Annotated in this window: 10 protein-coding genes; 5 read left to right on the top strand and 5 right to left on the bottom strand. The window is 65.0% G+C overall.

Annotation, left to right across the window (positions count from 1 at the left end):
• Positions 1-153: 153 nt before the first annotated feature.
• The 5 genes from HK108_RS09620 (at position 154) to HK108_RS09600 (ending at position 6,922) form a co-directional block, all read left to right on the top strand.
• The gene (locus HK108_RS09620; RefSeq protein ID WP_101545950.1) at positions 154-1,065 is read left to right on the top strand and encodes a LysR family transcriptional regulator; all 912 of its coding nucleotides are present in this window, start codon (positions 154-156) and stop codon (positions 1,063-1,065) included.
• Between the two features lie 223 nt (positions 1,066-1,288).
• Positions 1,289-2,593: an MFS transporter gene (locus HK108_RS09615; RefSeq protein WP_229664052.1), complete on the top strand. Its 1,305-nt coding sequence runs from the start codon at positions 1,289-1,291 to the stop codon at positions 2,591-2,593.
• Positions 2,594-2,773: 180 nt separating this feature from the next.
• A complete protein-coding gene (locus HK108_RS09610; protein ID WP_181271344.1) occupies positions 2,774-4,114 on the top strand; it encodes a M20 family metallo-hydrolase in 1,341 nt (446 codons plus the stop codon).
• Positions 4,111-5,712, top strand: coding sequence for an amidase (locus HK108_RS09605; RefSeq protein ID WP_181271343.1), 1,602 nt, complete (start codon positions 4,111-4,113; stop codon positions 5,710-5,712). Before HK108_RS09610 ends, HK108_RS09605 begins: the two co-directional genes overlap by 4 nt.
• Positions 5,705-6,922: an amidase gene (locus tag HK108_RS09600; protein WP_181271342.1), complete on the top strand. Its 1,218-nt coding sequence runs from the start codon at positions 5,705-5,707 to the stop codon at positions 6,920-6,922. The genes HK108_RS09605 and HK108_RS09600 overlap by 8 nt, the downstream gene beginning before the upstream one ends.
• A gap of 140 nt (positions 6,923-7,062) precedes the next feature.
• Here the strand turns inward: HK108_RS09600 and HK108_RS09595 are convergent, their stop codons facing one another.
• From HK108_RS09595 to HK108_RS09575, 5 genes are all read right to left on the bottom strand, one after another.
• On the bottom strand, positions 7,063-8,343 hold the full coding sequence (locus HK108_RS09595; protein ID WP_181271341.1) for an MFS transporter: 1,281 nt from the start codon (positions 8,341-8,343) through the stop codon (positions 7,063-7,065).
• 104 nt (positions 8,344-8,447) lie between these two features.
• Positions 8,448-9,308 (bottom strand): aldose epimerase family protein, encoded by an 861-nt coding sequence (locus tag HK108_RS09590; RefSeq protein ID WP_181271340.1) that lies wholly within the window; start codon positions 9,306-9,308, stop codon positions 8,448-8,450.
• A gap of 104 nt (positions 9,309-9,412) precedes the next feature.
• The gene (locus HK108_RS09585; protein ID WP_181271339.1) at positions 9,413-10,960 is read right to left on the bottom strand and encodes an aldehyde dehydrogenase (NADP(+)); all 1,548 of its coding nucleotides are present in this window, start codon (positions 10,958-10,960) and stop codon (positions 9,413-9,415) included.
• A complete protein-coding gene (locus HK108_RS09580) occupies positions 10,960-11,535 on the bottom strand; it encodes a nuclear transport factor 2 family protein (RefSeq protein ID WP_181271338.1) in 576 nt (191 codons plus the stop codon). Before HK108_RS09580 ends, HK108_RS09585 begins: the two co-directional genes overlap by 1 nt.
• The gene (locus HK108_RS09575; protein WP_181271337.1) at positions 11,532-12,341 is read right to left on the bottom strand and encodes a ribonuclease activity regulator RraA; all 810 of its coding nucleotides are present in this window, start codon (positions 12,339-12,341) and stop codon (positions 11,532-11,534) included. Before HK108_RS09575 ends, HK108_RS09580 begins: the two co-directional genes overlap by 4 nt.
• Positions 12,342-12,370 lie beyond the last annotated feature (29 nt).

Genomic DNA, 12,370 nt, shown 5'->3' with positions numbered 1-12,370 from the left:
GGGTGTTTCTCTGACGGTGGGTCTCGTCGGTGGGGACGGTGTTTCGGTGAAGGTGGGCCGCCTCGTTGGGGATGGTCCGTCTATAACGGTGAGCCGCCTCGGCGAGGGTTGGGTCTCCGCGAATCGCCATCGCGGATGGGATGATGGGGAGCTATGGCCCTTGATTTCACCCTGGTGCAGCTGCGCTACTTCCAGGAGGTCGCCAGGCGGGAGAACATGACCGAGGCGGCGAAGCAGCTCAACGTCACCCAGTCGGCGATCTCGACGGCGATGGCCCAGCTCGAGCGGACCATCGGCCTCGACCTTTTCATCCGACAGCGCAATCGTTCGGTGGTGCTCTCGCCTGCCGGGAAGCGATTCCTCTCAGAGGTCACACCCTTCCTCGAAGCCTCCGACAACCTCGGCGAGACTGCGTTGGGCCTCTCACGTCGTCTCAGTGGAGACCTCACTGTCGGAGTCTTCTCGCCGATCGCGCCCACCCGCCTGCCGCTCATCCACAGCGAATTCGAGAAGCGCTACCCGGATGTTCGGATCAACTACCTCGAGGCGAACCTTCAGGAGCTGCAAGCCGCTGTCATCGCCGGCGACTGCGATCTCGCACTGACTTACACGCTGGGAATGACCGATCGCTTCGATCGCTTCCTCATCGACGTCGTGAAGCCGCACGTCCTCGTCTCACTCGATCACCACCTCGGCGGGGGTGGGAAACGGCCGCGACCAATCCACCTGCGAGAGCTCGCAGATGAAAACTACATCCAACTGGATCTGCCGTTCAGCACTCAATACTATGACGAGCTCTTCCGGATCGCCGGCGTCGAGCCGATCGTGCGGCACACCTTTGCTGGCTACGAAACCGTGCGGTCGTTCGTGGCGATGGGGCACGGGTACTCGCTGCTGAGCCAGAGCGTGTCCTCGGGAACGTACATCGGATCGAAGACGGTGGACGTTCCGCTGCTCGACGACTTCCCGAGCATCGACCTTGCCATCGTCTGGCCGAAAGAGCTGAGGCTGAGCAAGCGTGCGCGAGCCTTCTGCGAGCTGACCTTGGAGATCCTCGGGACCTAGGCGGCTGAAGCGGACAGAAGGACCCGAGCCGCGGGCCGAGGACTGCGCTGGTGCCGGGGAAGGCGGTCGGTGGGGAAGCGGTCCGTCGCCGAGGTAAGGGGCTTACGCGGCTCGGCTTCTCATCGATTTTCCTCATGACCAGTTTCAAAAGTATCTGTTGGACTAATGTGTTGTGGATCGCAAAGATGGTGGAAATCGTCCCCGCGCCCTAAGGAGATCCCGGATGTCCATCACAGCCCCGACCGAGCAGCGAACCACGTCGACGAAGATGCAGCGGAAGGTGCTTCTGGGCGGCAGCATCGGCCAGTTCGTCGAGTTCTACGACTTCACGTTGTACGGTCTATCGGCGGTGATCCTGTCCGAGTACTTCTTCCCCGACGGCGACCGGATCACCGGTCTGCTGGTCATCTTCGCGACCTTCGGAGTCGCCTTCGTCATGCGCCCCCTCGGCGGACTCTTCTTCGGAGCTCTCGGCGACAAGGTCGGCAGGCGCCAGACCCTGACCATCACGATCTTCCTCGTCGGAGCCTGCACCGCACTCATCGGCATCCTCCCCGGGTTCGACACGATCGGCTGGTTCGCGCCGATCCTGCTCATCCTCGCCCGCCTCGGACAGGGCTTCTCCGCCGGCGGCGAATCCGTCGGCGGTCCGTCCTTCGTCTACGAGCACGCTCCTATTGCCAAGCGCGGACTCTGGATCAACATCACTCTGGCCGCGACCGCCCTGCCCTCGGTGTTCGCCGGCGGCCTCATCCTCCTGCTGTCGACTGTGATGAGTGACGCCTCTTTCGACTCATGGGGCTGGCGCGTTCCGTTCCTCCTGGCGCTGCCGTTGTCGGCCGTCGGGCTGTGGATCCGGTCGAAGACCGACGAATCCGAGCTGTTCAAGAAGACCGCCGCCGAACGGCCCAAAGAGTTCAGCCCGATCCGCGAAAGCTTCCGCGAGAACTGGGTCGGAATGCTCCAGGTCTTCTTCGTCCTCGGCGTCACCGCGCTCGGCTTCTACATGCTCTCGGCGTACTTCGTCACCTACATCCAGACCACCGGCGACCTCAGCCGCGAACAGTCGCTGCTGACAAACGCGATCGCGATGGCCAGCTACACGATCTTCCTGCCCATCGCCGGCCATCTCGGTGATCGATTCGGACGTCGGCCCATGCTCATCGCGGGTGCGATCCTGCTCGCGGTCACCTCGGTGCCGGCATTCGGGCTGGTCACCAGCGGCCACATGGGGCTGGCATTCCTCGGGCAGACGATCTTCGTCCTCGCGCTCTGCTGCTACGGCGGCGGCTGCTACACCTTCTTCTGTGAGCGATTCTCGACGAAGACGCGGTTCACCTCGGCGGCCATCAGCTACAACATCTCCTACGCGGCGCTCGGCGGAACCGCTCCGTTCGTGGGCACGTGGCTCGTCGACATCACCGGCGTCAACACCGCACCCGGCTATTACATGGCCGCTGCGGCCGCCGTGTGCCTCGTCCTCATCTTCGTCACGCGCCTCCCCGAGACCCGCGGACGGCTGGGGTGAGCACGGGTGAGCCTGCATTGACATCGAGTTTCGTCCACTTTCACATCACATTTTGTACAGATCATCGGGATGAAAAGCGTTGAACTGAACGAAAAGCGATGTGCGGGCCCGCCCGCGCCCTCAACCGCGCCCCAGACCTTTGCAAACCACATCCCACCCACAGGAAAGCAGCGATAACCAATGAACCATCAGGCACCCCCGTCGCCCGACGCCGCCCCGTCGTCCGCACCCCCATCCTCCGACGCGGCCTTCCTCGCAGACTTCCACTTCGTCGCCACCATCGGTGCCACCGACAACAACGGCGTCGACCGGCAGGCGCTGACGCCCGAGGACAAGCAGACGCGTGACTGGATGCGCGGGTGGGCGACGGACAAAGGCTTCGACGTGCGCGTCGATGCGATCGGGAACATGTTCGCGTGCCTCGAATTCGTTCCCGATGCCCCGTACGTCCTCATCGGCTCCCACCTCGACTCGCAGCCGCTCGGCGGCCGCTTCGACGGAGCCTACGGAGTCATCGCAGCCCTCTTCGCGGCCCTGCGCGTCAAAGAGGAACTTGCCGAATCGGGCCTGCAGCCCACCTTCAACCTCGCCGTCGTCAACTGGTTCAACGAAGAAGGCGGGCGCTTCGCCCCCTCGATCATGGGAAGCTCCGTCTACGCCGGGCTCTTCGACCTCGACGAGATGCTCGCCGTCGCCGACCTCGAAGGCACCACCGTCGCAGAAGCGCTGGGCGCCATCGGCTATGCCGGCACCGACACCCCGCCAAAGGCGATCACCTACGCCGAGATCCACATCGAACAGGGCCGAATCCTCGAACGCGAAGCCACGGACATCGGCGTCGTCGAGTCCAGCTGGTACACGCAGAAGCTCGACATCGACGTCCTCGGCGAACAGTCCCACACCGGGGCTACAGCCATGGCCGACCGCCACGACGCGCTCGTCGCCGCGGCCAAGGTCGTCCTCGCCGTCGCCGAGGTGGTCGACGCGTTCGAGGAAGAAGCCCTCGTCTCCTCGGTCGGCCAGCACGTCGTCGAACCGAACTCGCCGATCGTCGTTCCCCGCCGCGTCCACATGGTCGCCGACCTCCGCTCCTCCGATCCGGCCATCGTCCAAGCCGCCCGCGACTTACTGAAGACGCAGATCGCCGAGATCGCCCGTGCCCACGACATCACCATCAACGCCCGCGACTTCGACATCCGCGACAAGCGCCACTTCCCGACCGAAGGCCTCGAACTCGCCGAGAAGGCCGTGGCCAACGAAGGTCTGAGCATCCGTCGGTTGGAGACGATGGCCGGCCACGATTCCGTGGCGATGAATCACCGCGTGCCCGCCGTGATGATGTTCGTTCCCAGCGTCGACGGCGTCTCCCACTGCGAACGCGAGTTCACCACCGATGAGGACATGCTTCGCGGCGTCCGCGTGCTCACTTCGGTGGCCGGTGAACTCGTCCGCGGTGAGCTCGCCGATGTCCGCGACGGTGCCGTCTGGGTCGGTTCGTCCGTCGCCGAGGCGCGCGCATGAGCACCGATACCCCGCGCCCCAGCGCCGCCGCCTCGGCCGCAGACCCGACCAGTTCGACAGCCGAACCCTGGACCCTGTCCGCCACCGAGGCGCTCGCCGCCTTCCGGTCCAAGGAGCTGTCCCCAATCGACTACCTGACCTCCTTCATCGGCCGCATCACCGCCGAGGATGAGCGCATCAATGCGGTCACCGAAGTCGTCGAGGAGGCGGTCACCTCGGCGCGGGAAGCCGAGGACTTCTACGCGAACGCCACCAGCGATGACCTCGCCGAGGCGGCCGCCACCCGTCCGCTGCTCGGACTTCCCGTGATCGCCAAGGAGAAGCACGCGCTCGCCGGCCGCGGCCTCACCCAAGGGCTGCTGCACGAACGCGACACCGTCGCCGACCACGACGCCGCGATCATCGCCCGCATCCGCGCCGCCGGCGGATTCGTCCACGCCCGAGCCACCTCTCCGGAGTTCAGCTGCGCGACGATCACGCACTCGCCGATGTGGGGCGTGACCCGCAATCCGTGGAACCCCGACCTCTCACCGGGCGGGTCCTCCGGCGGGTCCGGTGCTGCGCTGGCAGCCGGGTTTGCGCCCCTGGCCACGGCCTCCGACATCGCCGGATCCACGAGGCTGCCCGCCGCCTTCACCGGCACCGTCGGTTACAAAGCCCCGTACGGTCGGATCCCCGGTGCCCAACCTCTGGCCGCGGACTGGTACCGCGGGGACGGGCCGATGGCGCGCACCGTCGCCGACGCCGCCCTGCTCGCCAAGGTCATGGTCGGGGTCGATCCGAGCGACCACGCGACCATCGCCTCGCCCGGGTTCCTCGACGACTTCGACCCCGCCGAGGCGGCCGATCGACTCCGCGGACGCAGGGTCGCGCTGTGCGTCCGGTTGGGGGACTTCCCCGTCGGGAAGGACATCGAAGCGAATACCCGCGCGGTCGCCTCGGCGCTGGAATCGGCCGGGGCACAAGTCGAGGAGATCGAACTGCCGTGGACGGCCGAGCGGATCTTCGAAGCCGCGTTCACCCACTTCGGGAATCTCCTCGCCCCCGCCATGCGCGCCGCCACCCGCGGCCACGAGGACACCCTGGCCGAATACACGCTGCGGTTCATGGTCGACGCCGAGGCGGTCGCCGGCCGCCGCTCCTTCTACGACGGACTCGCCATGGAAGCACAGATCCAGGCGGAGCTGGCGTCCGCAATGGACGGGTTCGATGTGCTCCTGGCACCCACCTCGGCGGTGGCCGGGTTGGAGGCCGGGACCAGCTACCTCGACGGGATCACGATCGGCGCCGACGGCGTCGGTCGCGAAGGGGAGGGCGCATCCGGGGCGGACGGTGCGTCCGACAACAGCGGAAGAGACGGCGTGCGCCTCGATCACTACTGGCAGGCGCATATGACGATGCCATTCAACATCTGCAACCGAGTGCCGATCGTCAACGTCCCCTCCGGCATGGCCGACTGCGGCATCCCCACGGGTGTCCAGGTCATCGCCCACCCCTATGACGACGCCCGCGCCTTCGACGTCGCCGCCGCCATCGAAGCGCTGTGCCCATGGCCCGGACTGGCGCCGACGGTTCAGATAGGCTCATCGGATGGATGAGCATACCCTCGCCGAGGTGGAGCGAGCCGGAACGCAGTTCAACGCCGTCACAGCGATGACCGTCGACCGCGCGAATGCCCTCACCGCGGAATCAGTCGAGCGTCGCGACTCTGGTCAGCCGCCTCGGCGATTGGAGGGGATTCCCTTCGCGATCAAAGACGTCATCGACCTCGTCGGGTACCCGACGACGATGGGATCGAATGTGCGCAGCGATGCCCCGGCTGCTAACTCGGCGCCGGTCGTCGACCGACTCGAAGCGGCGGGCGCGATCCCTGTGGCGAAGACGAACTGCCAGGAGTACTCCTACGGAATCCTCGGCGACGAGTCGGCCTTCGGCCGAGTCGTCAATCCTGTTGATGCGGCACTGTGCACCGCCGGGTCGAGCTCCGGATCGGCCGCACTCGTTGCCGCCGGGGTGGTGCCGTTGGCTTTGGGCACCGACACGGCCGGGTCCGTGCGGGTGCCGGCGGCCTGCCAAGGCGTGCTCGGGTTCAAACCGACCTTCGGCGTCGTGCCCGTCGACGGAGTCTTCCCGCTCTCGCAGAGCTTCGACACCGTCGGACTCTTCGCCTCCGACCTCGGCGTGCTGACCGCGGCTTTCGACGTGATCGCGGGAGCCGGTTCGGGTGATGGCCGAGGGAGCAGTGCACACACCATCGATGTCAGTCTCTTCGCGGATGACGGCGACCGAGCGCGGGACCTGCTCAAGTCGGTCCCGGAACTCACGATCACCTCGGCGAATGGGCCGGCCCTGGACGAACTCCTCGACGACCTCGCACCGATCTACGATTACATCCGCCTCTATGAGGCTTTCGAGGTCCACAGAGACCTCTTCGCCGAGCGTGCCGCGGACTACCAACCGGGTGTGGCCAAGAAGGTCGAGGCGGGACGGGGCCTCGAGCAGGCGGAATACCGGACGCAGTTGGACGCGCTCGCCGAACTGCGGGAACGGTCACTATCGGTCTTCGGTGGCACCGACCTCCTGCTCACTCCGGCCATCGACGGACCCGTGGTCCGCTGGGATGAGATCGACTCCGGCACGGCGGCGAAGTTCATGCGCTATTCGATGCCATTCAACGTCCTGGGCTGGCCGGCATTGACGATCCCGCTGCCCGGGGCCGGAGCCGGCGAAGGACCACAAGCGGTGCAGCTGGTCGGTCGCCCCGGCAGCGACCGCGACCTGCTCGCCTTCGCCTCGCGGTTAGGCTGAATGGCGACCGCTCAACTGTGTCAGATCGGACGCATCCTCGCCGGTCCTTTGGGGGATTCCTCCCTCCTGGCAGACTTGGTCGGCTGACCAGATCGGCGCTCAGGTATGTCAGCTGCGCTCGAGTGCGGTCCGCGTGCTGCTCAGACAGCTACCTTGGCAACTGTCTTCGGCCTGACGAGCCCGAGGACCATGAGGACCCCAACGAGTGCCGAGACACCGGCGACGGCGAATGCCGTTGTGTAACCGCCGAGATGTTGAACGAAGATTCCCGTCAGTGCCGGTGCGAAGATCCCTGCCAAGTTGGCGAGGAGATGCACGAATCCGCCGGCTGCGCCGACTCGGTCGGCAGGAACGGTGTCCTGGACCATCGCAAAGCAGTTCTGTGGCGTGAAATACGCGAAGACGGCAGCGATCGTGATCCACATGACGGCCAGGGCCGTCGATGTCGCGAAAGCACTCAGCAGCACACAGACACCCGCGACCCCGAGCCCGATGACGATTGTCGTCTTGCGGGCGAAGAGCAGCCGTCCGGTGCGTTTGAACAGAATGTCGGAGACGGTTCCGCCGAGGAGGAAGCCGACCGTGGCTCCGAGCCAGGGAAGCATGCCGACGAACGACATGTCGTGCACAGACAGTCCCCGGCCTTCGACGAGGTAGGACGGCAGCCAGGTGAGGAAGAAGAACTGGATGTAATTGAAGCAGAAGAATCCTGCGGCAACTCCTAACACCGGCCACGAGAACACGTAGTGGAAGACTCCGTGAGAAGATTCGTCTTCGGTGAGGGCGTTGGCCTGCTGTCCCCGGTCAATGACGGTGAGTTCTTCGCTGCTGACCCGAGGATGTTGGGATGGGCGGTTGCGGAAGACCACCACCCACAGAACGACCCACGCCAGCGTGAGCAGAGAGATGAAGACGAAGGACTCCCGCCACCCGATGCTGAGAGCGATCAGACCGACAACCGGAGTGGCGACGGCTGCTCCCAGGGGCTGACCGGCGCTCGCAGCTCCGACGGCGCGGCCGACCTCATGCTTGGGGAACCAGTTCGCGATCGACTTGTTCATCGTCGTCCCCATCGGGCCCTCGGCGATGCCGAACAGAACGCGCAGCACCAACAGGTGGACGAAAGTGAAGGCCGCGGCTGTGAGACCGCAGAACACTGCCCATGCCGCAGCAGCCCATGCAAACACCTTGCGCGGGCCCATCTTGTCGGCCGCCCACCCGCCGAGGAAACACATGATGACGTAGCCGAAGAAGAAGCTCGACTGAATGATCCCGAACTCTGTGTCATCGAGCCCGAGATCTTCTTTGACATAGGGGGCCGCGACCGACAGGGCCGAACGGTCGAGGTAGTTGAGTATGCCGACGAGCAGAAGAAGGCCGACGATGACCCACCGATAGTTGGTGCGAAGGAACGTGCGCATAGCAGTGACCTTTCAGAACCGTCCTTGGTCCTGTGGACGACGAAATGGAGGTAGGGCGAATGATTGGAAGAAGCAGGGCGAACCGAGCTCTTCGAGAACTCAGCTCAGTGGGTATCGCTCACGGAAAGTGTGCAGCGAACAGTGTGAGCCGCACTGTCACCGGGATTGAGCTTGGCGAGATCGACCCGGTCGGATTCTTCCCCGGTCCAGTCCGCTCGGGCAGGAAGCCCGCGCCATGGTTCGACGCAGAGGAGATCGGCATCGCCTGCGGAACGACACGATGTGCCCTCTCCGGTCGGCGGAGACCACAGGGTGAGGTGGTCGAATCCCCGCCAACTCATCTCCACGCTTCGTCCTCCGCCGAGTCGGCAGCGAACTGAAGACGAGACTGGAACCGGGCAGATGAGGCCGCCGGCAGAGAATTGGCTCGCATCGGCCGGCCAGACCGATCCATGGTGCGGCGGCGGGTGGATCGTTTCAGTCAACAGATTCTCACGGACCCGGTGCACATGTTCAGGCGCTTCTTCCCAAGTCACAGATGGTCGATCATCGTTGGTTCGCCTGAACGCCGGGTGCCAGCCCAATCCATAGGGCATGGGGTCGGAGCCGGAGTTGGTGACGATGAAATCGACTTGAAACCCCGTCGGCACCGCTCGGTAGGCGATGTCGACGACGAAGGAGAACGGATATTGAGAATGCGTCTCGGCGGTGTCAGTCGCGCGCAGAACCACCTCGTCGTCGGCGTGTGAGACCACGCTGAATTCGAAATCGCGGAGGAACCCGTGATGTCCCAGACGGTGTGGCCGACCGTCGACGGTGATGGTGTCATCCGGGTGGCGGCAGATCGCCGGGAACAGCACTGGCGCATGATGCGGCCATGTTTCGCCGCCGAAACAGATGAACTCGACCGAATTGTCGACGCGCGACAGGACATTCGCTGATGAGGCGGATGACGTGATCGCCATTTCGGCAGAGAGGAGCTCTGCCCCGGTCCGAGCCACCCGCAGGCGGCTCGGACCGGAAGAGACCTCAAGAATCTCACTGCTCGCACCGGACGGTGACATGATGCCTATCCGACTGCCGGGGTGATCAGAGCACCGTCGATGCGTCGGGGGATGGCGGCCCGTCCTTCGCGGAGTTCGGCTGGCAGCAGCGCCTCCGGAACGTCCTGCCAGGTCACTGGCCGCAGCCAGCGCTTGATGGCATGAGCGCCCACCGACGTGTACTGAGTGTTCGTCGACGGCCACGGTCCACCGTGTGTCTGCGCCCACGAGACGAGTACTCCGGTCGGGTAGCCGTTGTGCAGCAGACGTCCGGCCTTGGGCCGCAGCTGATCGAACACATGTGCGGCGAAGCCCTCTTCGCCGGGTTCACTGTGCACAGTCGCGGTGAGGGAACCGGGCAGGGTCTCGAGCGCGGCATCAAGTTCGGAATCTCCGTAACGGATGATGATCGTCGTCGGGCCGAAGCACTCGGAGAGCTCACGACCGTTGATGCTCTTCGCCGATGTCTCCAGCAGGCGCGCGGCGACACCGGTGCCATCAGGATCTGCAGTCCCTTCGGCGACGACGCTGACATCGGTCCACGATGCCGAGGCGGCCGCATAGTCGGCGTATTCTCCGGCGATCCTCTGATTGAGCAGCACGCTAGAATCTGTGTCCTCGACCTGCCGGGCGGCTTCGGCGACGAGATTGTCGCCGTCGGCGCCGACCGGAACATACACGACCCCGGGCTTTGTGCACAGCTGTCCGCCGGACGTGGTGAAGGACCCGACGAGCCCGGCTGCAATCTCGGTTCCGCGGGATGCGGCCGCGCCCGGTGACACCACGAGCGGGTTGATGCTCGAGAGTTCTCCGAAGAACGGGATCGGGTTCTCGCGTTCGGCGATGATGTCGAGCAGAGCCTGACCGCCGGACAGCGAACCCGTGAAGCCGACTGCGGTGATCGCCGGGTGGGCGACCAAGGCAGCTCCAGCAGCCGTGCCGTAGACGATGCCGACCGTGCCTTTTGGAGCGCCGATCTCGGCAGCGGCCCGATTGAGGATTCCGAAGGTCAGCTGCGACAGGCGCGGGTGCGAGCTGTGGGCCTTGATCACGACAGGGTTTCCGGCCGCCAGCGCCGAAACCGTGTCGCCGCCGGGGACGGAGAAAGCGAGCGGGAAGTTGCTGGCACCGAAGACGGCGACTGGCCCGGTCGGCACCAGCATGCTCCGCAGGTCGGGCCCGGGGCCCATCGGAGTGTCGCCGGCGTGATCGACAGTCGCTTCAAGGTAGGCGCCGTCGGTGATGACGTCGGCGAAGAAGCGAGCCTGATAGGCAGTGCGGTTGAGCTCCCCACCGAGACGAGCCTCGGGGATCGCTGTCTCCGCATGTGCGGTGGAGATGATCTCGTCTCGGGATTCTTCGAGGAAGTCGGCGAGTCTACGGAGGAGCGCGGCACGACGTCCACGTCCCAATGCGTCGAATGCAGGAGCCGCAGCCGCGGCTGCGCGAGCGATCGCGTCGACCTGCGTCGTGGCGGTCGCCTCAGCGACGGCCCCGGTGGACTCGCCGGTGAACGGGCTGATGCTCTCGATCATCGAAGCTGTCTCTGCCGTCGTCGTTGTGGTGGGTGCCATCACTGGATCTTCCCGATGTAGGAGCGTGCTGCCTCGCGTTCGGCCGCCGCCTGCTCGGCCGTGTACTCGGCGTCCGGATGAGGCCGTGCTTCCGGGGGCTCGAGTTGGTATCCCTCGGCCACGTAGTCGAAGTCCTCAAGGTGGATATGAGTCCGAGCGTCAGCGGGGGACGCATAGAACGCCCGGATCTCGGTGATGAGCCCCGACTCGGGATCGAACTTGTACCATTCGTCTCCGCGCAGTGCCTGCCCGCTCCGAGTCTTCCAGTGGGTCCACTCGATGACGGCTTCGTGTGCATCCGGATCGACGATGTAGCGTTCGATACTCCATGCCGAGCCGACGGTCTTGACGAGTCGACGCCAGTTCTCGCCGATCGTGCGAGCTCCTCTCCACGGCCCCCCGATGCCGGGTGGGAAGAAGTGCACGGCATCGGGGGTGAACTGGGCAGCGATCTTGTCCACATCGGCCTCGTTGCAGCCGTCGAAGTAGACGCGAATGCGATTACGGAGCGTCTGTTTGCGCTCCTCGAGGGAAGTGGGCTGAACTGTGGGCGTCTGGATGGCATTTTCGGTCATGCTGTTACCTCCTGATTGTCGTTCGAATCGGTGGTCGGAAACGCAGATGCTCGGTCGAGCGATCCGGTGTCTGTCGGAAACCGTGTGCGGCGGTACTCGTCGTAACGGGCAAGGGTTTCTTCGTTCGGGGGATAGGTACCCCAAAGTTCGGCCCCTGCTGCGACCTGTTCGTTGAGCCAGTGCTCGAGACGTTCTTGTTCGAGCGAGGGGCCAGAGATCTCAGCGGCGAGTGCGCGCGGAACGACGATGACACCATTGCGATCCCCTACGAGCACATCACCGGGATACACGGCGACCCCGGCACAGCCGACCGGCACCTGAAGATCGGCGACATGGAAGGAAGCCGGTCGGGTGGTCGCGGTGTTGGCCCGGCAATATGCAGGAAAGTCAAGGGCGGCGATGGCCTCCCCATCTCGCAAGGCGCCGTCGGTGACGAATCCGGCGGCTCCGCGTTCGCGAGCTCTGGTGATGAGCATGTCACCGGCACTGGCGGCACTGATGTCATTGCGGCTGTCGACGACGATGACCTGACGTTCGCCGATGGATTCGACTGCCTGCCATTGCAGGACATTGCCTGTCCGATAGGGATCGCCGAGGGGGTCGACATCTTCTCTGGCCGGGATGAAGCGCATGGTGAAGGCTTCACCGACGAAACCGTCGAAGCCCGTCCCCACCGGTGAGACGCCGACGAGGAACGGCTGTCTGATCCCGCGACGGTAGAGCTGGGTGGCGAGGGTCGCCGTGCTCACCTGTGAGAGCTGTTCGAACACTCTCTCGGGGAGCGGAGCGATGTCCGGAGTGGTCATGGTCGTGCCTTTCATAATCGTGGCCGTGC

This window comes from Brevibacterium sediminis (assembly GCF_013623905.1).
Taxonomy (GTDB): Bacteria; Actinomycetota; Actinomycetes; order Actinomycetales; family Brevibacteriaceae; genus Brevibacterium; species Brevibacterium sediminis.
This window is presented reverse-complemented; position numbering and strand designations above follow the sequence as displayed.